The sequence below is a fragment of the Sphingobacterium sp. UGAL515B_05 genome (assembly GCF_033097525.1).
Taxonomy (GTDB): Bacteria; Bacteroidota; Bacteroidia; order Sphingobacteriales; family Sphingobacteriaceae; genus Sphingobacterium.
Window position 1 is genome coordinate 5832599 of sequence record NZ_CP109907.1, and the last position, 25687, is coordinate 5858285.

Sequence of the window (25687 nt, forward strand, 5' to 3'; positions counted from 1 at the left end):
TTCTTAAGATTTAAAATTTAGGGTTCCCTGCACTATCGCTAGGTCATAGTTGGCGGTAAGTACTTCAATCTTTTTCTTTGGCACTTTTCCCGAATGTTTATCTACCAGCACCTCTTTCTGCATTTGTACAGTGTGCCAGTCAAAATCCCGGCTGAATTTGTTAAGGATCTCACTTGGATAACTGCTCAAAAGAAATTTTCCCTTTGTATGTGATAGACACAAAAGCAGAGATTCAAAATCATCTTTACTGTACCCATCGTAATGACCGCAGTCGCTATTAAAATAAGGCGGATCACAATAGTGAAAGGCCTTTTCGTGATCTCGCGAATTGATAATTCTAATGGCATCCGTGTTTTCGATCTGGACATTCTGTAGACGTATGGCATATTGCTCGGAAAATGAAGTACGTTTGTTGCTCATTCTTTTGGAAGAGGTCTGATCACGAACATCGTATCCCCACGAATCACCAATCTTTGCACTAAAAGACTGATTACATAACACCCATACTGCCCAGGCACGTTGTAACCTATCAAAGAGATGAGGATTGTTATAGATCACCAGCGCATCGCTATGAAGCGATCTGCTGTGAAGTGTAATCCGGATCATTTTTTCCAGCTCTACAAACTGATTTTGGACAATCTCATAGAAGTTGATCAGCTCACGGTTGCAATCGTTGATCACCTCAACCTCAGATTTCGGTTTAGACCAGAATATTGCGCCGCCACCAACAAATGGTTCCACATAAGTATAATGTGGTGGAATTAGAGGAATAATGATCCTTGCCAGCTGCTGCTTTCCGCCATAGTATGTCAGTGGCGTTACCATCTTACTTTTTGCCATAATTGAAAAAATTTAATAGCATCAGCCTAAAGAAAAAATGACCGTAAGATCGTCGCTGCGACAATCAGGAATATACACGCGCCGAACCAGCTGGCCGCTGTCTTTGAGGTATCAGGATCCCCCGAACTGAATTTGTTGTACACCTTCACTCCACCGATGAGCCCGACCACAGCACCGATCGCATAGATCAGCTTTGTTGCGGGATCAAAGTAACTTGTGACCATCTGTGTCGCCTCTTGAATGCCGGCAGCACCATTTCCCTGTGCAAATACCTCATTGCTGGCAAGTGAAATCAACAGCAACCCAAGCAAAATTTTTTGTTTTGATTTTTTCATGTTTCATTACATTTTAAGTTTGTAATACCCGTTTCTACGGGCTTGGAAACAAAGGTGTTCGAGATTAGATCAGATTGGGGGCAGCGTGGTATTAGACGTACTAAGTTTGCCGTTGATGTCCTAATCGGACTTAGGAAAACAAAAAAAAAACCGCCAGACTGGAAAAGTCTGGCGGTCTTACTACTATGTGCTACAATTTCCGTCCCTTCTTATTTTCTTTATTTTCAGTTCTTTTTTTTACTGCATCCTTGATGGGTTGTTTGAGTTTATTTTCAGAAATAAGTTGATCGATTCCAGACTTATTCCATGGGATCACATCGGCCTTAAAGTCAAGCCGAAGACCCGTTTCTTTTAAGCCTTCTATTTCCGCCCACCCCCATTTTCGATTCCACCCTACGGGATCAAGGGTCTTCACAAATGGTATTTCAACAAATAATAGGTCTTTTGGATATTCTACAACTTTATCCCATTCGATCTGCCCTATTTCATGTGTTTCAGGGTTATACGGAAATGCATAGGTATTTTTTTCGTCAACGTACCAGTCCTCAAGCTCATCAAAACTTATCCCCATCGTGGAAAAATCATCCTTGGGCCGTAAAAGATCTATCCGTGCATCTGCATAAAAGATGTGGCCACCAATTTCAATTGTTGGAAGTTCTCCATTTTTAATTCGCCTTGTTAATACTTCCTGATCGACCATAAGCTCAAAATCGCTAAGTAAAAGGATTTCCTCAACAGCTTTATTGTATTTCTCTGCCATCTGCTCTGGGGCCAGCGTAACAAATTGCGGAGGCATTATGGTTAAATCCTGTCTACTTGTCTTGTCGAAATGATCAAAGCGGTATCCTGCTTCCCCCAGATCGATCATATCCTCCAATGTGTAGCGGTTTTCTGGGTTAGCCCTTTCTCGAAATTCGAATTTCTCCACATCAATGATAAACTCAATTCCGTAATCTGGATCTGTATAGATCGGTAGTTCTTTTTCCATAACTCAGCATTTTATTATTTTTTATTAATGTAATTGCTGAGCTAAAGTCTGCCGTAACCCAATATATTTGATGATTTGATGTAAATCGAGGTACCATTTTTCTATGATTTTCCTATCTAATATTAAAAAAGTCTATATTCAAAATTTTGGCCGCTTCCCTTTCCATAATTTCTATAATCTTTATCAATATCAGAACATGCCCCTACCCTTTTTCCGGGATTTAGGTAGGGACTGCGCCTCTTTATTTTCCATCCTTTTCAAAGCGACCTCAGATAAGATCTGACCCACAACTTCTTTTATTGGAACAGGAACAGATACAGACCTACCTTGCTCTATACCATTATTATTGGTAACTGTTGATAGCCAATCAATATAATTTCTGGCATCTTCCATATTAACAGGTTCCATTTTCCTGTAGCCTATACTTTTTGAATCATCAAGTCCGATGTAAAATCCGTAATCGGGAAAATCAAGCTTATCATAAACAATAATAATATTGTCAATTGATTTTTGTGAAACATTATTTTTATGACTGGCTATTATCTGACCTTTGTATTCTTCAATTATATAATCAGGATCATCCTTTGCTATCATTGTTGCTTTATTTATTGTTACTAATTAGTGCCTTCCAAATTCAGAATCAAATAAAATCCCCGATATCGAAACTGTCCAGTGCAGTATTATGATCCTCTTTCGGAATAAAAATATGTTTTTCCGATAACGACTTATCCAAAAGTCTGGCAATCTTCTGAGAAGCTCCATCAATGGACAGTTGCATCATAGCAAGAAATTCTGTTCCCTCAATTTTTTGGATGATGTGCGTAGTTTCCTCTTCTTGCGCTGCATCCAGACTTTCCTTCTGCAACAGGTTCCCAACTTTTGTCAGTTCATTTAAGGAAACTGCCTGTCCAAACCGATCATCATCCGTTAGAATATCATCGAAATCCTCAGAGTCTTCTACATTAAACTTAGAGGCATCTTCTCCTTCCTGGTCATTTTCGATTGAATCGTTGTTACCCTCATCCACCTTATTTACTAACATTTGCTCAATCAGCTTTTTCCTGTTGGCAAGCCAGACCGGTGTTTTTTCATTTTCAGGAATTGCTACCCCACCGATGACATGCGGTTCAGCTTCCTGCTCAACCTTTCGATATTTTTTCCGCTGAGGTTTCATAAACCTCACCTTGTCAACCAACAATAGTATAATCACGACAATTAGGCAAAACAATATTACAATCTGCATTAAACCCTCCATGATCTTAGAAAAGGGGTTTTGATTTGTCGTTGAATTCCTTCACCAGGATTTCCGCAAATAGCGCGAAATGATGCCTCAATATGTTATCAAGCAACGCATATAAAGGTATTTTATCCTCACCTATTACATTCGCAATTCTCAATAATCTGGTGTGATTCTCACCGCTAACATAGATGCTCTTATCTCCACGCTTATCCATGAAGCTATCTGATAGGAATAGTGATTCATATTTCACATTTTCATACGCTACCTGCTGATGGACCTTTACGGTAACTTCAACTTGATTTTTTTTCTTTTTCATCTTATAAAATGGGTTTAAATTTTTTATTGAAATACTCAGTAATCTCATCTCCATATTCTCGGAAGTGATTTTCCAATATATTGTCTATATATGAATACAGCGTTACTTTATCCTCCCTGGTCAACTGCACTATTCGCAATAGCCGCTCATGATATTCTGATCGGATATAGACAACCTTGCCACTTCTGCCACTGGGAAAGCGGTTTACAAGAAATAACTCTTCGTAATCCATCTTTTTGCCAGCTCTTGTTCTGGATTTCTCAACTTTAGCCAGTGAATCTGTATTTTTGTCCATACCCTTCTCCGAATTTGTCGCAGGCAAAGGTTCATCACCAGACATGATGTTCATCAAGTACTCCTCATCTATGATGGGTTTCTCAAACTCTTTACGATCTTTCTTTATTGCCATCCTACATATGAATTACCTTTAGAAACTCTATAACGAATTGGTCCACACGTGTGGCTTTTAAAATTTGCACATCAGCAGGTAAGAGTGTCGATTTAAACACATAATTACCTGTATCATCAATTTCTTTTCGAAATCGTTTACTGTCCATGATCCGCGACTGCATTATACGTATTGACAGCTCCTCTATCACACTTTGATATAATTCGTAAAGACCTGTCTTTTCCCTGCCATCAACCTGATTCCAGAATAAGTATAAAGATTGCTCAATGGCATTTTTATTCTTTGCTGGAAGTTTTAGAAAAACCTCACTGAATGCGAGTGTGCTCTCCACAACAAGCCGGTCCGCAGTAATAGGTGAAAAAATAAAATTCATTCCTTTTAAAGCACCGATGACTCCGTGTGTATTGGCGGTGCCGGGGAGATCAAAAAAAATAATATCCGGCGTAACGGAGCTTGTCTCACAATATTCAAAGGCTTTTTCAAGCGCATTTTCCGCCTTACATTTTATGATCGGATAAGCCTTCTTATTGATCGTATGGAACTGTTTAACCGCCAGTTTTTTATGGAAATCGCTTTCCATAATAGTACGCTTATCTCTTTCACGTATACCGATAAGGCTATGTTGTGGAAAATCGCAATCCAGTACCACGATATTATATCCAAGACGATAATGCAGAACGCTGGCGAGAAGGATTGTTATCGTCGATTTACCGACTCCGCCTTTCTGTGCATAAATGCTTACCTTTAATGTTTCCTTCTTTTTTTCCATATTATATTATTTTATATCTTCTTAATTTAAAAGTTGTATCGGAGAGCAAATACCTAAGTTTACAAATGCATCGTAAAATATGTGTATAGTCAGTATTACTGGTTTAAAAAAGACCTTGCATAAAGGCTCATATCTTACTTGTAAATCATATGTCCTTCTTAAAATATAGTAGGCTGGTAAAGCAACTTCCTCTCTTAATGACCTAACATTTTACCAGTTTTATGCTTTTACGCTTTTATAGTTTTACAGTTTTAAAACCTAATACTTTTATGCTTTTACAATTACTTGCTTTGTTAAATGGTAAATTGACCATAGTTCTTACCGCCATGCTCTATGCAAAAGAAGGCAACTGTAGGGGGCTGTAAAGCTGATGCTTTACTACCTTTCCTCTTTTTACCTACGGTTTCCGAAAGCTCTTTATAATGCGAACTTTATTCTATTCTTTCTCATATCTGTTCCCAAGAACAGAGCAAGTTGTGTTTTGAGTGCCTCAAAACTCGTTTTGTGCCCCAAAACTACTTGCTCTACCGAGGGCTGGGTAATCCTCCGAAGTCGGATTTACCTATTATATGTCTTTGCGATTTTATGTGAATCGGTAGGAAAAACAAGGTTTTTAATAGCTCATAATTATGAATGTTCATCGCTTTCTTTTAGTTTCTGGAAAAAAGATATGACAGCGAATCATAAAGGAGGTCGAAAACCTAAAATGGACAAAGCTACCCACCGATACGTATTCCGTCTTACGGACGAAGAAAACGCCAGATTTCTCTCATTATTTGAGCAATCAAGACTTGATAATAAAGCTAAATTTATTGTTTCGCTATTGTTTGAAAGGAAGATAAATTCAGTTATTATAGATAAGAGCACCATTGATTACTGTACAAAATTATCGCAATTTTTTGCACAGTTCCGTGCAATTGGAGTCAATTACAATCAGATAGTAAAGATCCTGCACACTAATTTTAGCGATAAAAAAACCGTTCATTATCTCGGAAAGCTTGAACAGCACACCAGAGATCTGGCCGGGATCTGCCGCGAAGTTTTACTGCTCAGCAAAAAGTTTGAAGCTGAATATCTCATTAAAAAAGAAAAACTATGATTGCAAAAATAGGTCGCGGGTCAAATATGTATGGTGCTTTAAATTATAACCTCTCCAAGGTTCATCAAAATGCTGGTACAATTTTACACCTCAACAATATGTTCGAAACTCCTAGTGGCGAATATACGACTACACAGCTACTATCCTCATTCATTGCCAATTTAGCTGCAAATAAAAAAACAGAAAAGACAGCAATCCATATCTCGCTAAATCCTGATCCAATTGATATCCTATCAGATGAAAATTATGTCAGAATTGCAAAGGAATATATGGGAAAAATGGGCTATGGCGATCAACCTTATGTTGTATTTAGGCATAATGATATCGACCGCAGCCACATCCATATTGTTTCAACAACAGTGGACAAAAATGGAATCAAAATATCCGATGTTTTTGAGAAGAAAAGATCAATGGAAATCTGTCGCAATATTGAAAAAAAGTATAATTTAGCACGTGCCGACGAAAAGGAATGTTTTAATGAAAGTCTTACTTTCCAACCAGTAGATCATACGAAAGGCAATATTAAAAGCCAACTTGCGGCTGTTGTAAGATACCTGCCTAACTACTATTATTTTCAAAGCCTTGGCAGTTATAATGCGTTGCTATCGCTATTTAATATCGCCGTCGAATCCACGAAAAAGGAATATAGTGGTGAATTTAAGGAAGGTTTAGTATATTTCGCATTGGATAAAAATGGGGAAAAGGTGACCAATCCCTTCAAAGCGTCCCTTTTCGGGAAAGAAGCAGGGCTCATAGCACTTCAAACACATTTTATAAAAAGTAAAGAACTTGCTGCAGAAACTAAAGAAAAAAGCAAAAATATCATTGCGCAAGCCATTAGTATAGCCCGAAATGAAAAGGACTTTAAAGAGTATTTAATAGACCATGGGATCAATGTAGTGATCCGAAGAAATGATCAAGGCAGATTATATGGAATTAGCTTTATAGATCATAATTCGCGCAACGTATTCAATGGCTCTCATCTTGGTAAGGGATTTTCGGCAAATTCATTCAATGCGCTGTTTTCAAGTAGCCAAAGTCCTAAGGTAGTAGAATATATAGAAGGTTCACAAAAAAAAGATACTTCAACGCAATCAAGATCGGCTAACCATTCGCTCCATCCACTATTCGACTTTATGATAAATAACGGATCTGTTTTTAGTGATTGGGGACTACTTGATCAGCTTCTACTTCATGGGATGACAGAAGATCCAGAAGAACATCTATTTGAGTTTAACATGAAAAAAAAGAGAAAGCGCAAAAGATAAGGAGTAGCATCAAAAATAATCCTTAAAATATGGTGAACGACATTAGGATCCTACTACATTAGATAGTCAAAGCAGTATATTTCCACTAAGCTAAAAAAAAGGAAGTCCTAAATTCGGACTTCCTTATTATCTCTATGGAATACTTTTCCTATAAAAAGGAATAGCAAGCAATTGAAAACATATTACACAAAGAACAGACCTTCGGCTTGGAAGCCATTTGGTTGTACAGCCGGCAATTTTTCTAATTCAGCTTTTTCGCCCCTTCTAACATAGTCCCTAATGATGGAATCACCACCTGAACCTTGAATATATTTACCTGTAGCTCTTTCAACCCATCCATGAACTACTACGCCAACAAATCTTTTGTATTCTGTTTTATTTGCAAGGGGGCTGGTATCTCGAAAGTTTTCTCGAGCATTACCTGTAAGATTAGCTTGAGGATGCTTAGAGTGATCATATTTCCACCAAACTGCTAATGATATTTCGCCAAAACTGATTTCTCTCCAAATAACGACGCTTTGATATCCGAACAATTCGACAAAAATGTAGCCTGTTTCTTTCTTATCCTTTTCAACCTGAAAAAAATCTTTGTTTTGTTTCAGAATTTCATTTAAACCCGCTACCAATAAATTGCGATATGGATTCTTCGGTCTTAAGTCTAATTTCGTTGCATCAGTAGTCTGATAATCCAAAGAAGGTATATCAGAGTTATTAAGTAAATTCTGAAAATGTTTCCAACTGTGAAATCCGCTTTGTTTTGAGGCAAGCTCCAAAGCCTCATGATGAGAAATATTCTGAACTTTTTTAATAGATTTTGCGATACGCTTAATATAATCGGCAGTATGCCCATTTACTTTTTTTTCCATGTTTTAACAATATACCTTGCATAGAAATCATGTCACCTGTCAGCCAAAACCCCTTACAAGAAATTTGTTAAAGTGGTATAAAAAGTTAGATACAGTGCTAAAATAGCTTCGCTAAGACAAGTGGCAAGCTTCTGTAAAGCTCGAAACAAATATAGCAAAATATTTTGGTATTATTTTGCCTTTCAGAGCTATGAGGATGAACTCAAATCATAGCCTGTACCTAAGAGCGACCTGGCGCCAGATATCTTCGGCCAAATCCTGGTCTTCACCATGTTCAAAACTCCATTTGTCGTTTTCCTTTTTTAGTCTCTGCACCAAGCCATCCAAGAGTATCTGAAATTCCGTCATATTTTTATTCAATTCTCTCTTCAATAGTACGACTTGAAAATCACGCTTTTTAAAGGTGATTCTGAATACCTGCTTATTAAATTGTTCTTCAAATTGTCCAATAGTATCAAACATAATCCACTTCCGAAATTCAGTCTAATGATAGCAATTTTCTAGCAGATAAAAAACCAGATGAGCAATGTTAATCTGTAAAATTCCAATAAGATTGGGAAGAAATAGGCAAATATATACCATATTATACATCAACAGAAAAATCAGCTCTCAAGACTAATATCTATGGTGAAACTTTTCACTTATGCAAGAAGACGATTTAAGGGGCCTCGCAAAAATTATGGCTTTTATGCGAGCTGTCAGCATCCTTTTAGTTTTGATGAATTTCTACTGGTTCTGTTACTCCTTTTTCTATGATCAGGGTTGGACGCTGGAAGTCGTCGAGCGAATCCTAAAAAATTTCCAGAGAACCTCTGGTCTATTTACAAATTCAACTTATAGCAAACTGTTTGCCCTAATCTTATTGGCATTGAGCTGCCTCGGAACTAAAGGTGTCAAAAACGAAAAAATTAAATGGAAAAAAATTAATACGTTTCTATTTACCGGATCGACACTTTACCTTCTCAATTTCCAACTTCTTGAAATATCAGGCATTTTATATATGATTACTACATCTGCAGGCTTTATCCTGCTTATGGTTGCTGGATTATGGATGAGCAGACTGCTTAAAAACAAGTTGATGGATGATCCTTTCAATAATGAAAACGAAAGCTTCATGCAGGAGACAAAACTTTTAGAAAATGAGTTTTCCGTTAACCTGCCGACAAAATTTTATTATCGTGGAAAATGGAATCACGGATGGATATCGGTGGTGAACGTCTTTCGCGCATCTATCGTACTAGGTACTCCTGGAAGTGGTAAGAGCTATGCGATCGTAAACAATTACATCAAGCAACACATTGAAAAAGGTTTCGCCATGTACATCTACGATTTCAAGTTTGATGACCTTTCACAAATCGCTTACAATCATCTCCTGAAGCACAATGACAAGTACAATGTAAAACCCAAATTCTACGTAATCAACTTTGATAATCCACGAAAAAGCCATCGCTGCAATCCCCTAAATCCTAAATTCATGACCGATATCTCTGATGCATACGAAGCATCTTATACCATTATGCTAAACCTAAATAAGACGTGGATCCAGAAACAAGGGGATTTTTTTGTTGAGTCACCAATCATCCTCCTAGCAGCGATCATCTGGTTTTTGAAGATTTATGATAATGGAAAATATTGTACTTTTCCGCACGCAATCGAACTACTTAATAAAAAATATGCTGATATTTTTACAATACTAACAAGTTATTCTGAGCTTGAAAACTACCTTAGTCCCTTTCTTGACGCCTGGGAAGGCGGAGCCCAAGATCAACTACAAGGCCAGATTGCCTCCGCTAAAATCCCGCTATCAAGAATGATCTCTCCGCAGCTCTACTGGGTTATGTCCGGGGATGATTTTTCATTGGACATAAACAATCCGAAGGAACCAAAAATCCTATGTGTTGGCAATAATCCAGATAGACAGAACATATACTCGGCTGCCCTCGGCTTATACAACTCCAGAATCGTAAAAATGATAAATAAAAAGGGAAAACTTAAAAGTTCCGTTATTATTGACGAGCTTCCCACAATTTATTTCCGTGGATTGGATAATCTCATTGCAACTGCTCGAAGCAATAAAGTGGCTGTCTGTCTTGGTTTTCAGGATTTCTCTCAATTGATCCGGGATTATGGTGACAAGGAAGCGAAAGTTATACTCAATACCGTTGGAAATATATTCTCAGGTCAGGTCGTGGGTGAAACAGCCAAAACACTTTCAGAAAGGTTTGGAAAAATTGTCCAAAAACGTCAATCGATATCTATCAACAGAAATGATACCAGTACATCTATATCAACACAATTAGACAGTCTGATTCCGGCTTCTAAAATATCTACTCTTTCCCAGGGAATGTTTGTAGGAGCAGTTGCTGACAATTTTGGTGAGAAAATAGAGCAAAAGATATTTCATGCCCAAATCGTAGTAGATACGGAAAAGGTGGACTTAGAAACTAAAAACTATAAGCCTATTCCAGAGATCCGTTCTTTTATTTCAGAAACTGGCGAGGACAGGATGGACAAAGAAATTGATCAAAATTATCGCCAGGTCAAACTTGATGTTTCAAAAATTATTGCAAGTGAACTTTCGAGAATTGAGAACGACCCGGAATTAGCTCACCTTGTTAGAAAAACTTAGCCATTTCGTTCTGTAAACATATATCAATTTCAAACCAATTAATGTGTCTCACGTAGTTTTAAACTAAGATATAATAAAAGGCTTATTTATTGAATCATTTTTATACTTCGAAAAAGAAATTTCAGTATATTTCTGTCAATAAAAAAGCCTTTTTTAATGCCTTACAAGTATTCGGATGAACAGCGAATAGAATGGTTAAGAAGCCTACATCCAAAATTTGATGAACAGAATTGGCACGACGACGTCGTAGCCCATTTCAGCCATATCAAAAACTTTCATTTTTTCAGATCTGCAGGAACGTTTACGGAAAAAATAGATCCCCGTAAGATTTGTGGGATTGATTATTCCTATGGTTACAACTGTATAATGCACAAACCGAAAGATTGGCGATATTATTGGTTACAATTTTTTACTGATTTGCGCAGGTTAGATCGTGTCATTGACAATTTTCCAACCAAAGAAAAAGTTATTGACCATATCCACAACGCAAAAGAAGCTAAAACTGTAGTTCAATATGGCGATCGTTACTTTACTATTGGTGGTCAACATCGCTTATGCCTTGCAAAATTTTTGGAGGTTACTGAAATTGAGGTAGATGTAATAAAATATGTTTTTGATCGAGTTCATTTCGTTTGTGAAATGCGTTTTCAAAGAACTATTCCTTTTTTGCAGGAATTAGGATTACTCCCTCTTGATTATTATACAGATCTTAATTACGATTTTTTTATCGTAGAATTCGCAGGCCAGTACGTGTCCATAAAAAAAAAGTATGCAGCTTTTATATTGAAAAGATATACGACCTTAAAAAAGATACCATTGAAAGGATTTATAAATTATATAAAAGCTATGGACACGAATTATTATGACAAGACGAGGATTGATGAAGATGTTAAGCTTTATATCTTGGATGCCTACTTGTTGAAGCATATTAAAGCAAGTAAAAAATTGTTGCATGTTAATGCAAAAAACTAACTATTGATATTGTTATTATGCTTCAAAAAACACATAAAATAAGTTTCCATTTTTATGATACCGGTGGCGGTGACGCCATTCACATAAGATTTTTAGGAGAAGATTCGAACTGGCACAATATACTTATTGACGGTGGATACGCCCGTGAATATAAAAATGCTTTTGCTCCACTTATCAAAGAAATTTTAGCTGCTGATGAAGTCGTTGACCATTGGATAATCAGCCATGTTGACAGAGATCACATCGGTGCAGTTCTGGGTTTCCTACAAGATAATACCATAAAAGATAAGCCCAATGCTGTTAAGAGGTTTATATTTAACAGTACCACCGAACCTATCCAAATACCCAGTGAGAAAATTTCAGTCCGTGATGGCATTACTTTAAGAGAATATATCAAAAAGAGCTACATTCAAAGCGAACCTTCTATAAATACAAAAACAAAATCTATTGAGGTTCAGGGTCTGCAGATGACGATCCTTTCGCCAACGCCTGAAAAACAAAAAAAAGCTGAAGATTTATGGACCGTGGAAGAGCGGACAATGAAAGTTGGCAGAAAAGCTTCACAGTCAGATCATGCGAAAACTATCTCTGAGCTTAAAGATCTACCTTTTCATCAAGATAAAGATGAAGTTAACGGCAGTTCCATCGCTATCCTTGTTGAATTTGGCGACATTAAGGCTTTACTTTTAGCAGACAGCCACCCATCAGATATTGAAGATAGTCTTTCTGCCTTACGGTATAGTTCAACAAATCCCATTCCTCTCTCCTTTATGCAGTTATCTCATCACGGAAGCAAAGCAAATACGAGCGTTGGACTATTGGAAATGGTCAACACAGAAAATTTTGTTGTTACTGGTAATGGCATCCATAATCGACATCCAGATAAGGAAGCTTTGGTAAGATTACTAGAACACGGAAAGAAAAATGAAATAAAAATTAAAATTCATTATTCCTGTGACACAAAGGAATTGAGAGATCTATTTAAAATTGATGCAGAAGTAGAATCGTGCTACGAATTTGATACTACCTATAAGAAAATCGGTCCTGAAAACGAACTATTTTTATTCGAAAAAATTACTGAAAAAATATGAACCTAAATTTGCCCCAGCTCTCTACTATCAGAATTCAATGCAATGAAGACATTGGGACCGCAGTTATATACTTTCCAGATGCCGATACTGAATATGTATATATTTTAACCGCAAAACATTGCTTAGTTGGGGAAAAGTTTAACAAAACGTATTCAAAAGAAAGAATACTGCTAGATCAAATTTTCAATGAGGAGTCCTTGACCTATCATTCATATGTTCTTTCAGATACTGCAGTCGTGATAACCTCAGTAAATAATGAAGAAGATTTGGCCTTAATTATTATTCCTGCGAATGATATAGTAGCACTAACCGGAAAGAGGTTTTTCAGTCAGGTAACTGATACAGATGATACTATTCAAGACTATAAAGTTAGGGGATTCGCAAATTTTAATGATCAAAAAGACGACCAGCCTTTTTCGCTTAAATTTCTTGAAAATAAAAAGCATAATCCAAATATTTTCACATTGCATCATGAAGGAGCGCTAGATACTTTTTATCAACAGGCCATGTCAAATGTATCAGGTCTTTCAGGTTCAGGAGCCTATGCCGATCTGTTCGGAAATCTCTATTTTGTAGGAATAATCCATACATACGAAGATGGTAATACATTTATAGCAACGAAGATTTCAGCATATAATAACCTCATTGATCCTAACAAATTCAAACTTATTGAAGAATTAAAACCCGAAACTAATCCTGAAATATTGGATAGTTATGGGATAATGGATAAAAATAGGGAAATAATCAATTTAAGAACTAGGGAGACAGTTGGTTCATTCAATGTTCATCGTGATACAAGTTTTTTGACTCGTGCTATCAAAGAAAATAATCTTGTCGTTATCCATGGGAAGCCCGGTGTGGGAAAATCAGCGCTAGCGAAGGCTGTGGTGACAGAATTAAAATCCGAAGGTGATTATACTGTCATTACGCTTACTCCAGAAAATCTCTACTGTAATACCTTAGATGAAGCAATGAAGAGTGCCAGATATAATGCGACAATCCCTCAAATTATCGGTAGTCCCCTATCCGCACGAAATGTTCTTATTTGGATTGAAAGTTTTGAAAAATTAATAGAATCCGAATTTTCGGGGGCATTTAATGAACTGCTCCAAGTTATCAAATCAAATAATCGTATTATCCTTTTAATAACAGTTAGGGAATATTTGTTACAAAGGTTTCGCATTCATTTTTATTTTGAGCTTCCAAAAAACAATACATATTTAGAAGTCAATGATTTTAATGATGGAGAGATACAACAAGTTCAGGATGCCATCCCCCAACTTAAAACATTACTTGAAAATCCAAAAATCAAGCATTTACTTCATAACCCCTATTATCTTGACAAGGCTGTTCGTATTATTCCTTTTCTGGAAAGTGAGCAACAATTAGATGAAATAAAATTTAAGAAGTTGATGTGGCAGCATATAGTGGAGAATGGAAACATATCCAGAGGAGCTGTTTTTTACGAAATTTGTGTAAAAAGATCACGAGAGATGCGCCTCTTCACCGACTTTTCAGGAAGTGATGAGCTGATTTCTCAACTTTTGAGAGACAACATTATACAACAGAACGATATCGTAATAAATCCTGAATATAGTCCATCACATGATATTTTAGAAGATTGGGCGTTGATAAGATTTATTTCAGAGCAAAAAAGGCTGATGCCGGACAGTAGAACTTTTTTAGAATCCATGGAAAATAACCCTGCAATGAAAAGGGCATTTAGGTTGTGGATGGAAGAATACTATGTTACGGATCCCGTCGCATCGGTAAGTTTTGTTTATGACCTTTTGCAAGATAGTTTATTGTCACAATCATGGAAAGACGAACTTTTAGTTGTATCACTTCGTTCTCAGAACGCTGCAATACTTTTAGATGCATTAAAAGATAATCTTCTTAGCAACCAAGGGCAGTTTTTGAAACAGATAATGTTTTTGCTTCAGATCGGATGTAAACGTATAGACCCGACCAAACAAAGTTTAGATCAGTTATTACCAATAGGTTCAGGCTGGGACTATATTATAGATTTTATTTGGGATAATTATGATACAATTTCATCGTTCAAAATCGATAGCGAATACATAGCACTTATTGAGGCGTGGGCGACCCAACTACCGGAATTCAATCCGCAAACACTTCCAACTTGTTCAAAAAGTGTTGCCCACTTTTTGGAAAGATTCGTTCATCGGGTTCAGAAAGTATTTATTGGTGGGGCAAAATACCATTCTGTCAACTCCGTTTTAAAGCCATACATAAAAATAATCTTTCAATTGACGGCGTCGGCCCCGTCGATAGTTGAAAACTTAATACAGGCTTCGAAAAATCCCAGTGTAGGAAATGAGCGATGGACTAATCCTCAATTTTTATATCAAATTAGAGCATATATTACCGATGGGGTAATCGCAGATCAAATATGCCGTTTTTTCCCAGATGACGTGTTGGCTATTGCTAATGAGGATTGGCTGGCAAAGGAAGAGGATAATGCAAAATCACCATATAGACCCATTAATTTTCGTAGATCTGATGCAAGGGATTTCGGTTTGAACAAAGCATTTAACACTGAACATGGTTTTCCAAGTGCTTACCACACGTTTTTTTATTGGATGTTTCTTTATCATCCAGACAAAGCACTGGATTTCATTATTACTTTTTTAAATGCTGCGTTTGAAAAAAATCAGAGCGTTTTAAAATCACAAAATGAAGAAATTGATAATATTACTGTAAGTTTCTACGATGGTACTTCAAAAAACTACTATGGAAATTATGAGTATTGGTGTATGTATCGGAGTAGCAGATCTGAAAATCGGCACATTGCCTCATTGTTAATGGCACTTGAAGCTGGACTACTTGATGCTATAGGGGAAGTCTCAGATCAAGTGCTAAGAGGATACCTGCAAAGAATTATCAAAGAATCTAAGAATGTTGCATTTCTGGGTATTGCTATAAGTGTAATTCAGGCTCATCCTGAACTTTTAGACGAAAATTCAGTTTCTCTTCTAGGCATACAGATTTTTTTCTGGTGGGAGTCAAGCCGTTGGATGTCAGAATTACATACTAATGAAGTATTCAATGATGATGAATACGAGAAAAGTGAAAGAATTAAATCCAATAAAAAAATTCATCGACGAAAGTATTACCAGGGCCTTGTAGGTTTTGTTTTTGATTATATGTTTATCTATCGCACCCAAAATGATCTATTATTCAAGCAAATTGATACGATGTGGGAACAAGCTCCAGCGGAGGAATATCTATGGAGAAAATTTCTATTTGATATGGATGCCCGTAAATATCAGCATATACCTGTTGAATTTAATGGCAAAAAATTGATCCAAATCCAACCAGGTTACGATGAGGAAGTTCGGAAAAATGTGACAGAAACTAAAGATCTCAGTCTAGCCCCGACTGTTAATGTGTTTTGGGCGAAAGATGCCTATGATAATAAACCTATTGATGATCACCATTACGAAAAGTGGAGAGTAGGATATGATTATATTCAAAATTCTAAAGGCCAGTTTGATTTGATGATTTCAAAAACATTGATGGCATCACTTGGTTTACGCGATTTTTTTACAGAAATGAACGAGGAACAGTTAACATGGTGTCGGCAAACTATCATGGATTTTGCAGAAACAAAATTGGGAGCCCAAGAATCTATGGACATGTATTTAGATGTATTTGGTAAGCAAGCTGCTCTTACTGGTCTTTCATTTAATATTAATTATGAAACAGATGAAGCCACTAAATTGAAAATAAAAGAATTAATTTTTCGATTGCTGATTAGTGGACTAGACGAACAGGAACGAATTGCACTTCAAGTTGGAGTTGCACACCATCTTCCAAAAGATGATCCAGACTTTGTATTAAATTGTTGGTATGGACTATTAAATTTTATGGAATTCAAAAAAGAAACGAATTCTATTGAAGAGCGCCGCAGGGAAGCCATGTGGAAGTATGGAAAAGAAGTAGAATGCGAGAACGAAACTCTTGTAACTGAGAAAGAATTTGTGGACAACTTAACCAAAGTAGTTCTCGATGGCAGTATTGACAAAACTGCAACATTATCGTTCAATCTGGATCTGCCCACCCACTGGCTCCTTGATGATGCCCTCCGTATTATACCATGGACAACGACAATTGCTCAACAACATGACATGGTTCAAAAAGTTCTTAAACTTCACCTGGAATTTTTGGGTGATAGGACCTTTGGTAGCAAATCGGATTATTACGACAGTAGACATGCTTTCACTTTCTTCTATCCAAGATTTTTACTTTCCCAGCCAACCGAAATTTCGAAACCGCTGTTTAAGGATTTACTTGATCTTACAATAACTGATGATAAAAAGTTTAATAAAAGCGACGTAAAAGATTATTTATATAGGCTAGTCAAAGAATTTATAAGATCAGTAGCAAATGGATCAAACAAAGGTAAATTCTGGGCGCTCTGGGATGTTTTGCGAGAGTGGACAATTGAAAATGCAACTACTTTTTACCTGCCTCTTTTTTTTATGGATCTGGACTGGAAAGCAGGCTCGGAAAACTGGCATGTGCTTGAAGGAAAAAGCCTGTATTACAAAGAGTTTATTACAAAGTATGAATTTAACAAAATAAATGAATGTATCAAGTTTTTGAATGGTGTGGCATTTCATCAGTTTATGCCTGAATCTTTAAGTTGGGTGGCCTTGATACTTAAAAGGAAAAATGCTTATGAAGTGAATAGAGAGCTATTGGAAAACTTCGCTGAAAAAGCTTTTTATAATTATGGAAACAAAATAAAAACTAGCAAAGAATTGCTAACAGATTACCTCTTTATCCTGGATTTTCTAATAGCTATTATTTCCCCAAAAGCTTACATGCTGAAAGATGAATTAATACAGTATAAATAAAAAAATATGAAAATAGAAAAAATTGTAAAAAATATCAAAGACGCCATAAATGTTCTATTGGAAAAGGAAGCTGGTAACCTTTCTAGAGGGCTTAATGAACTTAATATTTCAACCCATTTGGCTTTTTACTTGAAGCCTTTCTTTCCCGAGCTAGACGTTGATCCCGAATATAATGGTGATATAGATAAGCCCAATGATAGGAAGGCATTAGATATAGCAAAAAACCGTATGATGGAAATAGGTTTCAAACCAAATGATAACGATAATTACAAAATTAATCCAGACATTATTATTCATAGAAGACTAACTAATAATCATAACTTAGTTGTGATCGAAGTAAAAAAGGACAGTCATACAAGAAAACATAAAGAATTTGACCTTATTAAACTTGAACACCTAACCATTGACTTTGTTGGCAATCATTACAATTACAAATTAGGTGTAGCAATAATTTTTGGAACTAAAAAAAATACGGGGCAATACGAGATTCGTTTTTTCCAAAACGGCAGGGAATTCTTGGAAGAAAACTTAGTCTAATACTTGTAATCTATGTATTTTAATAATTGCATCACTGAGTAGTCTATTTTCATAATGTATTCGTCTTCTCCGCCGTAGTCTCGTAGAAATCGGTCAGAGAAACCGTATCCGCCATTAGCTTTTGCTTTTTTTAATACATCGCTAAGAGGGTAAAAGGTATTTCTGTATCTCCCTTTATTTATTTCCAAAGATGGCAGACAATCTTTTGTATCACATACAATCCAATAGCCTTTTCGCTCTCCGAATCTTACCGCGGAATATGCCGTGTTGGTAAAGCTCGCAATGTATTCTGCTTTAGATCTACGGGGAATGCTTCTGATCAATATAGGTTTTGTCTTTGGAATGAAATTTCTTAATACAATATCCCACACATCATAATACGCCTTAAATTTTTCACTACGGTCAGTGCGTATCCAATTAGAGATAAAAGTTATTGTATCTGCAGACGGTATGCTATCTTTCTCAAAAATATCAATTAGGTTTTGAGCTATTTCTTGCTTTTCGCCGGTAGTTAGCCGATAATAATCTTTCATGATTTCTTTTATTTTTTAGGTAAATAATTACAAATTACTGCTTGTGTTTGTATTTTAAATACCGTTCTAACGCAATCTGATACGAGAGAGAGTTTATAATTCTGTCGTGCGGGAGATTATCATTATACATTTGTAATAGATCTTCATCAGCATTGTCATATTTTTTACCAGTAAGACTGCCAAGAAATACAAACAGAAAATCCTGACCAAAATATGAATGATCTGAAGATGTGTATATTCCTCCGATCCCTTGCTGTTTTTGATTATTTGATTCAAATGCCGGGATTAGAGTTCCGAAATATTTATTAAAAAGTGTTTGCAATTGCTTTTTATTTTCAATTGAAAAAGCTGGATATAGATCTTCAAAAAGCTGATATCTGATAGTAATAAACTCTCTTCTGAATAGGGGATTCTCATCTTTTACAACATCAAGCCTGGCATCAGTAATCGTTTTCCAGTCAGAATATCTATCAAGCCTAACCTTATCAATGTTAGCCCTTTCTGCTGCCCTCAGCCTTTCAATACCGTAATAAGCGACTATGAGTGTAATTGTTGCTGCAAAGAGTCCATTATATCTAGCGAATTGTTTAATGTAAAAATTAATACCATCGGGCGAAAATTCAAAGTGATTTCCGAAGAGTATTGTTTGTGTTGAAAAAAAGGCAATACTCGATAGCACAAACATGCACATTGCAACGATTATGATTATAAATCTAAATATGGATCCTATGCTTACAATCGATTTTCCTTTATGAAACAAACGTTGATTGATACTCTTCATAATAATGGTTTCAAGAATTTTATACTAATCCCAATATAAGAAAAAATAGAAAATGCATGCCGTGTTGCCTTACTTTTCGAATTTGAATTTTTCTAAATATTGAAGACCATGATCATTTTTATCAATAGGCCATTAAATTAACGAAACAGCCTACGAAATCTATTCAATTAATTTTCAGCATATAAAAATTGTAAAAGTTTTCCCAAAAGACACTTACAACAAAAGTGTTGGTTCCCCTCCTATAATTTAAAGGCAGAAGAATTTTTGAGTTCTATTTCGGTTTCTGATTTTACATGTTGAGCGCTACCACCATCATCTTTTATCTCCAATGATGCCTGTATTTTTCTTTCCACAGCGGCGAGTTCGGTTTTCAAAGCTGCTAGCATCTTTTCTTTGTTCCAACTGCAATTCACAATATCACTCAGTACGATTTGGTCAGCTGTCAGTTGATTTACCTTCTTATTCTCTTCGTCAATAAGTCCAGGAAGTTTTTGTAGGGCACTGAGAAAATTTAAGCTTGCCCGCTCAGCGTCGCTCGCCATAATACCATTATTATGCGTATACTTAATATTTCCTTCACCGCACACAAAGAACCTGTTATCTCTTTCAGTTGAGCCGGATCCTTCTTTTTGGGTCATCTCCGTTTTTACGAGCAGTCTAAAGCCATATAAAGTACCTATCTCTTCGTAATCACCGCCGGTCCTTGAGGCCTCTGCAAGTTTAGCCAGCTTTGCACCAATTTCTTTAACATCTGGATCACTGCGCAAGCCTTCCAACATGATCGGGTTCAAAACTTTTCCATCTTGCGATTTTTGGACACGATTTCCAAAGTTTTCCCAGTCTGCATTTAATCTTGCTAAACGGGACTTTCTCGCTTCAAGTTCTTCTTGCAGACTTTCCAATTTGGAACTGGAACTCCACTTTGATCGTAAGAAAGCATGTTTCTCACTTTCAAGAACAGAAATTTTCTTTTCGACTTTCGCCTTTTCCAATAGATCGGTATTACCTGATAATAAAGCCACATACTCGGAAAAATTCATACCCGAAACTTCATCCATTCCCCCTTCATCAAGTATCCGTACTGCGATGGTATTACTCTTTAACTGTCCGATAAAACGCTGCTTATTTGCTAGTGTATTAAATTTGTACGCATCCAATGATTTTTCTACAGCATAAATAAAAACATCGACCTTATTGTCAGCAAAAAATTTAGCAATCTCATTGCCTTTTCGTACAGCGCGACCGTCCCGCTGCTCAAGATCCGAAGGCCGCCATGGAATATCCAGATGATGCACAGCTACTGCCCTCTTTTGGGCATTTACGCCCGTTCCTAGCGTTTCTGTAGATCCAAAGAGCACCCTAATTTTCCCTTCATTGGTAGCTTTGATCAGTTCTTTACGCTGATCCTCCGTTTTTGCTTCCTGAATAAAGCGCATCTCCTCTGCCGGTATCCCATGATCTTCGACAAGTTTCCGCTTAATCTCGCTGTATATGTTCCACTCGCCCGGTTTAAAAGTGCCGAGGTCTGAGAAAACAAATTGAGTCCCTTTCTGCGCATTGAAATTTTTATAATATTTTGCAATATTTGCTGCGCAAACAGAAGCTTTATTTCCTGGATCGTCCCTATATCGCGAAGATATAAGCCGCATATCAAGGGACATTTTCCTTGCAAAATCTGTCGCGATCAACATCTTGGCTTTCTGCTCTGTCGGTGTTAGAGGAGCTCTACCAAGTAACTCAGCATTGCCACTCTTTGCAAACTCCATCAACTTTTTAATGAAAATTTCCTGATCCGGGGTTGGCGGTATATTGTAAAGGATCTCATTTTTTATAGGCCTATCAATTCCGATATCAGCCGCAGTACGGTAATCGGTGATTTCAGTGTAAAATTGGGCCAGTTCGGGCACTTTTATAAAATGTCTGAACCGCTCCTTTTGAACGATATTATTGGCAACCGAGAATTCATAATCTATCGATTTACGCGCATAAATAGCAGCCCATGCATCAAAACAATTAATTCCCTGTCTTACCAGTGCTTTTGGTCTTAAAAATTTAAAAAGGCAGTATAACTCTGTAAGTGAATTTGAAATAGTTGTTCCAGAAAGAAAAGTTGCACCAAGATCTTTCCCATTTCTTTCCTGAATTGTACGGATGGCAAAAAGTAGGTTGAGTGCCTTTTGGCTGCCTTGTACATTGCCCAATCCAGCTACGCGCTCATGACGCGTATTGAACATAAGATTTTTAAATTTATGGCTCTCATCAACAAAAATATGATCAATACCCATCATTTTAAAGTCGACGACATCATCCTTTCGGTTTTCGATATCATGCTCCAGTGTCTTAAGCTTCACAGCTAAGTTTTTCTTCCGGATTTCTACACCTTTCAGCATTGCACCAGATACGTCTTTCCCTTGATTGCGTAATGCGTCCAGATTTTGCTCCACAGACATCAGTTCCGCTTGAAGTATCTCTTTCTGCAATTCTGTTGATTGGGGGATCATACCAAACTGGTCATGCGTAAGGATAATGCAGTCCCAATCATTGTTCTTGATTTCACCAAAAATCTTAAGCCTTTTCTGGGGTGTGAAGTCCTTCTTACCGGGATACAATATCTTTGCAAACGGATAAGCTTTTCGGTAGGTTTCTGCAATTTCATGAACATTGGCCTTTAGCGCTATGATCATTGGCTTGTGAACTAGCCCCAACCTTTTCATTTCTTGCGCTCCGGCACACATAATAAGTGTCTTGCCTCCCCCAACTTCATGATCACAAATACCTCCATTGTTACTTTTAAGCATGTAAATGGCATCTTTCTGACTTTGATACAGATCCTCGATGCCTACCGCCCTGCGGTCAAGTCCGGGAAATGTTTGATGGCTACCATCGTAATACGGTCTGACATGACAATTAAAAAGCTCGTTATATCTTCCGGTAAGTTCCTTTTTAAAATTATCGCCCTGGTGATAAAGCCAATCCGTAAATTCATGCCGGATCTCATCAATTTTGCCATTGGCCATCTGGATAGCATCCATATCCTTGACCTTGATGGCAGTCCCATCCGTTAAGTATTCAGTTTTGGTGATATCCGGATTGGTGTTAACAAGAGCATGCCGCAACAGGTTTAATCCATCAAATGTCCGACTCTCAGATTTAATAGCATATTTTTCTGTAATCCTTATATTGCTGGATTTTGCAATTACAGAAAAATCATCGCTGCTCTCTGAATAGTAAATCTGCACATCGGTATCAAAGAGGTGGCTTGCGAAACGGTTATAAATTTCTGTGCCTATCCAACGCTCCCCCAGGTTAAAATCCAGCTCCTCAAATTTAATCGGTTCAGGTATGACTTTTTCAAGCGCTTCCAGACTCTCCCGGGCTTCCGTGTCTTCCGGATGTTTAGCAAGGTAATTATTCAGTTGCGTAGCTTTTAAAACAACATTTCCAGCAAGAAATTTCTGAGATACTTCCAATGCGCCAGATAACGGATTGAAGAAAATATGTCCTTGCAGATCTTTCCGCAATTCGTTTTCGGTGAGGCCACTTACCTGCGCCATAAAAGCAAGATCTACGGAGCCCGTTTGATTAAGTGAAGCCGACAAAGCCTCTGAAGCGCTGGTTACAGCAATTTCTGTCATGGAGAAGCTGACAGGACGTGCAAAAATATCTGCCTTATGGATGACACCACCAACCACCCGTTCAAGAAAAGGAACTTCATTTCCGGAAGAGTCCATTTTAATGAATTTAATATTTTCGGCTGTATTTAATTTTCCAAACCGTTCAGTAAACTCATCATAAGTCCTATTTAAAAGCTGTCGCCCCTCCTTATCCTCCTCTCTGCTTTTAGCTTCAATTTCATATAGCGAATGGTAGCTATCCCTAAGTTTGATATAGCTCTTGATTCGCTCCTCATCCTTTTTGGATAATTCAAGCGGATGAAAAATATAGGTTCCATCAAGACGGTTAATTTTTAGTTTCCCGACACTATTACCCGAAACAATTATAGTATCTTCGCGGTAAAATGCCTTCACTTCACCGTCAAAGGCTCTGACCTCATTTTTTAACACCGAATCATCAGGTAGTTCATGGAATAACGATGCTAACGCTGTAGCTTTTCTTCTATTTGCTGATACAGTTTTTTTTAGTACACTTTCTTGCTGATCCGATCTACTAGCCCTTCGAGGTTTATCATCACTTGTATGAACTTCATCTGCATCAAAAAAGGAAAGCTGCTTAAAATTTGTGACCTTATTTTGGCTTGTGCTTTTCCTACTTTTCTTTGCCTTTTTAACCGATAAGTCAGCAATAACCTGATCGGAAAAAAGACTGAGTTGAGTCACTGTTTCAGAATTACTAGCATCAGGTTTCACTTTTTTTGGAATATTTAGAGTTGTTTCTGATGTCAATTTTTTACCGACCACTTTCATGCTGTGCTCATCATAGAGCTCGCGGTTGAAATACTGCCGGAAAGCCTCTGAAAGCTTTATATGAACATCCTTTGCAATTCCAGCAACTCCACCATCATGCACATGCACCGTTGTCGGCTTCCCATATTGATCAGTATCCTGAAAAGAACGCGTAGCAATAATGTGGTTTGGATTATAAAATAAGAGGTTGCAGTTTTCTGTGGTCCCCATAAAATCCCTTGCACTTATAGATAAGGAACGGGGCTGTGTATTTTTTTGCAGAACAATAAGGTCTGTACCGACAGACGTACCACTTTCTTCAAATAGATTATTTGGTAACCGTAGCGCAGCCACCAGACTGTGCTCCCGCATCAATGCTTCACGGATCGGATAGTTAGAAGGACTGTTCAGAACCCCCTGCGAAGTTATAAATGCTAGCAGCCCTCCTTCTCGAAGTTTATCCGTAGCTTTTAAAAAGAAATAATTATGGGCGCTCTGTGCGGCAAATTTCCGGGCCTTATCTGTACCCCTTGAATAAGTTAGATCGAATATTGAAGTGGTTCCGAACGGAATATTACCAATAACGAGATCATATCCTGTATCTCCTTTGCCAATATTCTCAAAGCTGTCTATTCTGATATCAGCATGGGAACCATACAAATTTTTCAGGATTTTCCCTGTTATTAAGTCCTGTTCATAAGCACAAATATTTAAATTATCCAGTTCTCTAAAGGGATCAATAAAAGCTCCTACACCGGCCGATGGCTCAAGCATGCTACGAATATCTATTCCCGTTTCAAGTATAGCCTTTGCTATGCGGTCGGTAATCTCTTTCGGTGTGTAAAATGCATCCAAGATAGAGCCCTTAATTTTTGCCACATAGTCGGGATACTTACTTTGATCTTCTGTATTTTCTCTGATGAGCGTAAATAATTCCTGCGTCATCGCAAAATAAGGCCGATCAGAAGCCTTCCAGCTATTGATGTCATCCGATGATGAGACGGGATTTAAGATAAATTTCAAGCCTCCAAATCCCGAAAAATTACGTAGCAGCAGTTTTTCTTGCTCAGTTGCTTCCCGCCCCTCCTTTTCAATACTGAAACTTGTTGTGATGGCATCAATGTTCTGCCGTAAATGGCGTTTCTTATCGAATACCATTTTGCTCAATCCAAATAGCAATAAAACCTGTTAACTCAGTATACAGCAGATCGTAATCAGTTGTATAGGCAAAATCATCAGTCAATTCATAATGGTCAAAGCATTCCTGGCATTTTGGAAGGATCTTGAGTGCAAAATCGCGATAATCGAGTTCATCAAAAACATCAGAAAATTCGTAGGACAGAACCTCAAACAGAGAATCAAATTTAGAAAAGTGCAATCCCTCATAAAGAATACCGTCGGCGATCTCATTACATTCATCAATAGGATTGCCTGCCCTAAATGCGCCATCGTATGCGTTTGCTGCCCACCTGGCGCGCTGCTCAATAAAATTTGTATCAGCAGATCTTTCAGGAAAACTTGAATCAATGTGATCCTGCAACTTTAATTGGTAATAGGAATAGTCCTGGTTATGCTTTTTCATATTGCTATAATTTTTTTAAGTTTTATAGCGGTAAACCTAGCTTGGCTGAGCTGCACTGTTGGCAATGTGTCCTATCCGTTCCTGTTCTTGCATCGATATTCCTAAAACCTTATAAAAAAAGAAACCCGGAACCATTTAAGGCTCCA

General features: G+C 37.2%; 21 protein-coding genes. 7 read left to right on the forward strand and 14 right to left on the reverse strand.

All coding sequences use genetic code 11. The features are described 5' to 3' along the window. Positions 1-3: 3 nt before the first annotated feature. From OK025_RS24475 to OK025_RS24510, 8 genes are all read right to left on the reverse strand, one after another. Positions 4-840 carry a DNA adenine methylase gene (locus tag OK025_RS24475; RefSeq protein WP_317667367.1) on the reverse strand — a complete coding sequence of 279 codons (837 nt, stop codon included), beginning with the start codon at positions 838-840 and terminating at the stop codon, positions 4-6. Positions 841-866: 26 nt separating this feature from the next. Continuing rightward, positions 867-1175, reverse strand: coding sequence for a DUF4134 domain-containing protein (locus tag OK025_RS24480; RefSeq protein ID WP_241282555.1), 309 nt, complete (start codon positions 1173-1175; stop codon positions 867-869). 190 nt (positions 1176-1365) lie between these two features. Next, positions 1366-2163 carry a hypothetical protein gene (locus OK025_RS24485; protein WP_241282553.1) on the reverse strand — a complete coding sequence of 266 codons (798 nt, stop codon included), beginning with the start codon at positions 2161-2163 and terminating at the stop codon, positions 1366-1368. A 189-nt stretch (positions 2164-2352) separates the two neighbouring features. Continuing rightward, positions 2353-2757: a hypothetical protein gene (locus OK025_RS24490; protein WP_241282551.1), complete on the reverse strand. Its 405-nt coding sequence runs from the start codon at positions 2755-2757 to the stop codon at positions 2353-2355. Between the two features lie 46 nt (positions 2758-2803). Continuing rightward, positions 2804-3373 (reverse strand): hypothetical protein, encoded by a 570-nt coding sequence (locus OK025_RS24495; RefSeq protein WP_317667368.1) that lies wholly within the window; start codon positions 3371-3373, stop codon positions 2804-2806. Between the two features lie 49 nt (positions 3374-3422). After that, complete coding sequence (locus OK025_RS24500; RefSeq protein ID WP_317667370.1) at positions 3423-3719, reverse strand: DUF3408 domain-containing protein; 297 nt, start codon at positions 3717-3719, stop codon at positions 3423-3425. 1 nt (position 3720) lies between these two features. Continuing rightward, the gene (locus OK025_RS24505) at positions 3721-4128 is read right to left on the reverse strand and encodes a DUF3408 domain-containing protein (RefSeq protein WP_241282545.1); all 408 of its coding nucleotides are present in this window, start codon (positions 4126-4128) and stop codon (positions 3721-3723) included. A gap of 1 nt (position 4129) precedes the next feature. After that, positions 4130-4897, reverse strand: a complete 768-nt coding sequence (locus tag OK025_RS24510) for a ParA family protein (protein WP_241282543.1) — start codon at positions 4895-4897, stop codon at positions 4130-4132. A 670-nt stretch (positions 4898-5567) separates the two neighbouring features. Here OK025_RS24510 and mobA point away from each other — a divergent pair. Then, positions 5568-5996 carry a conjugal transfer protein MobA gene (gene mobA / locus OK025_RS24515; RefSeq protein WP_241282541.1) on the forward strand — a complete coding sequence of 143 codons (429 nt, stop codon included), beginning with the start codon at positions 5568-5570 and terminating at the stop codon, positions 5994-5996. Next, entirely contained in the window at positions 5993-7264 is a 1272-nt protein-coding gene (gene mobB / locus OK025_RS24520) for a conjugal transfer protein MobB (protein ID WP_317667372.1), read from the forward strand. The genes mobA and mobB overlap by 4 nt, the downstream gene beginning before the upstream one ends. Before the next feature lie 182 nt (positions 7265-7446). On the opposite strand, the gene OK025_RS24525 is transcribed toward mobB, so the two are convergent. Both OK025_RS24525 and OK025_RS24530 read right to left on the reverse strand, forming a co-directional pair. Further along, the gene (locus OK025_RS24525; protein ID WP_241282536.1) at positions 7447-8130 is read right to left on the reverse strand and encodes a hypothetical protein; all 684 of its coding nucleotides are present in this window, start codon (positions 8128-8130) and stop codon (positions 7447-7449) included. A gap of 207 nt (positions 8131-8337) precedes the next feature. Next, positions 8338-8592: a hypothetical protein gene (locus OK025_RS24530; protein ID WP_317667373.1), complete on the reverse strand. Its 255-nt coding sequence runs from the start codon at positions 8590-8592 to the stop codon at positions 8338-8340. A 181-nt stretch (positions 8593-8773) separates the two neighbouring features. Between OK025_RS24530 and mobC the strand changes: the two genes are divergently transcribed. From mobC to OK025_RS24555, 5 genes are all read left to right on the forward strand, one after another. Then, positions 8774-10759, forward strand: coding sequence for a conjugal transfer protein MobC (mobC, locus tag OK025_RS24535; protein WP_241282534.1), 1986 nt, complete (start codon positions 8774-8776; stop codon positions 10757-10759). A 156-nt stretch (positions 10760-10915) separates the two neighbouring features. Next, positions 10916-11731 carry a hypothetical protein gene (locus OK025_RS24540; protein ID WP_241282533.1) on the forward strand — a complete coding sequence of 272 codons (816 nt, stop codon included), beginning with the start codon at positions 10916-10918 and terminating at the stop codon, positions 11729-11731. 17 nt (positions 11732-11748) lie between these two features. Continuing rightward, entirely contained in the window at positions 11749-12822 is a 1074-nt protein-coding gene (locus OK025_RS24545; RefSeq protein ID WP_241282531.1) for a ComEC/Rec2 family competence protein, read from the forward strand. Continuing rightward, a complete protein-coding gene (locus OK025_RS24550; protein ID WP_317667376.1) occupies positions 12819-17705 on the forward strand; it encodes an ATP-binding protein in 4887 nt (1628 codons plus the stop codon). The genes OK025_RS24545 and OK025_RS24550 overlap by 4 nt, the downstream gene beginning before the upstream one ends. Positions 17706-17711: 6 nt before the next feature. Next, positions 17712-18242, forward strand: a complete 531-nt coding sequence (locus tag OK025_RS24555; protein WP_241282528.1) for a hypothetical protein — start codon at positions 17712-17714, stop codon at positions 18240-18242. Here OK025_RS24555 and OK025_RS24560 read toward each other — a convergent pair. The 4 genes from OK025_RS24560 to OK025_RS24575 form a co-directional block, all read right to left on the reverse strand. Beyond that, positions 18239-18775: a hypothetical protein gene (locus OK025_RS24560; protein ID WP_241282526.1), complete on the reverse strand. Its 537-nt coding sequence runs from the start codon at positions 18773-18775 to the stop codon at positions 18239-18241. The genes OK025_RS24555 and OK025_RS24560 overlap by 4 nt on opposite strands. A 34-nt stretch (positions 18776-18809) precedes the next feature. Further along, positions 18810-19556, reverse strand: coding sequence for a hypothetical protein (locus OK025_RS24565; protein WP_241282524.1), 747 nt, complete (start codon positions 19554-19556; stop codon positions 18810-18812). A gap of 239 nt (positions 19557-19795) precedes the next feature. Continuing rightward, positions 19796-25117 (reverse strand): N-6 DNA methylase, encoded by a 5322-nt coding sequence (locus OK025_RS24570; protein ID WP_317667377.1) that lies wholly within the window; start codon positions 25115-25117, stop codon positions 19796-19798. After that, a complete protein-coding gene (locus OK025_RS24575) occupies positions 25104-25541 on the reverse strand; it encodes a DUF1896 domain-containing protein (RefSeq protein ID WP_241282520.1) in 438 nt (145 codons plus the stop codon). The genes OK025_RS24570 and OK025_RS24575 overlap by 14 nt, the downstream gene beginning before the upstream one ends. Between the last annotated feature and the right edge of the window lie 146 nt (positions 25542-25687).

Coding starts and splice junctions, on each gene's coding strand:
- OK025_RS24475 (WP_317667367.1), bottom strand. CDS start 840: ATGGCAAAAAGTAAGATGGTAACGCCACTGACATACTATGGCGGAAAG.
- OK025_RS24480 (WP_241282555.1), bottom strand. CDS start 1,175: ATGAAAAAATCAAAACAAAAAATTTTGCTTGGGTTGCTGTTGATTTCA.
- OK025_RS24485 (WP_241282553.1), bottom strand. CDS start 2,163: ATGGAAAAAGAACTACCGATCTATACAGATCCAGATTACGGAATTGAG.
- OK025_RS24490 (WP_241282551.1), bottom strand. CDS start 2,757: ATGATAGCAAAGGATGATCCTGATTATATAATTGAAGAATACAAAGGT.
- OK025_RS24500 (WP_317667370.1), bottom strand. CDS start 3,719: ATGAAAAAGAAAAAAAATCAAGTTGAAGTTACCGTAAAGGTCCATCAG.
- OK025_RS24505 (WP_241282545.1), bottom strand. CDS start 4,128: ATGGCAATAAAGAAAGATCGTAAAGAGTTTGAGAAACCCATCATAGAT.
- OK025_RS24510 (WP_241282543.1), bottom strand. CDS start 4,897: ATGGAAAAAAAGAAGGAAACATTAAAGGTAAGCATTTATGCACAGAAA.
- mobA (WP_241282541.1), top strand. CDS start 5,568: ATGACAGCGAATCATAAAGGAGGTCGAAAACCTAAAATGGACAAAGCT.
- mobB (WP_317667372.1), top strand. CDS start 5,993: ATGATTGCAAAAATAGGTCGCGGGTCAAATATGTATGGTGCTTTAAAT.
- OK025_RS24525 (WP_241282536.1), bottom strand. CDS start 8,130: ATGGAAAAAAAAGTAAATGGGCATACTGCCGATTATATTAAGCGTATC.
- OK025_RS24530 (WP_317667373.1), bottom strand. CDS start 8,592: ATGTTTGATACTATTGGACAATTTGAAGAACAATTTAATAAGCAGGTA.
- mobC (WP_241282534.1), top strand. CDS start 8,774: ATGCAAGAAGACGATTTAAGGGGCCTCGCAAAAATTATGGCTTTTATG.
- OK025_RS24540 (WP_241282533.1), top strand. CDS start 10,916: ATGCCTTACAAGTATTCGGATGAACAGCGAATAGAATGGTTAAGAAGC.
- OK025_RS24545 (WP_241282531.1), top strand. CDS start 11,749: ATGCTTCAAAAAACACATAAAATAAGTTTCCATTTTTATGATACCGGT.
- OK025_RS24550 (WP_317667376.1), top strand. CDS start 12,819: ATGAACCTAAATTTGCCCCAGCTCTCTACTATCAGAATTCAATGCAAT.
- OK025_RS24555 (WP_241282528.1), top strand. CDS start 17,712: ATGAAAATAGAAAAAATTGTAAAAAATATCAAAGACGCCATAAATGTT.
- OK025_RS24560 (WP_241282526.1), bottom strand. CDS start 18,775: ATGAAAGATTATTATCGGCTAACTACCGGCGAAAAGCAAGAAATAGCT.
- OK025_RS24565 (WP_241282524.1), bottom strand. CDS start 19,556: ATGAAGAGTATCAATCAACGTTTGTTTCATAAAGGAAAATCGATTGTA.
- OK025_RS24570 (WP_317667377.1), bottom strand. CDS start 25,117: ATGGTATTCGATAAGAAACGCCATTTACGGCAGAACATTGATGCCATC.
- OK025_RS24575 (WP_241282520.1), bottom strand. CDS start 25,541: ATGAAAAAGCATAACCAGGACTATTCCTATTACCAATTAAAGTTGCAG.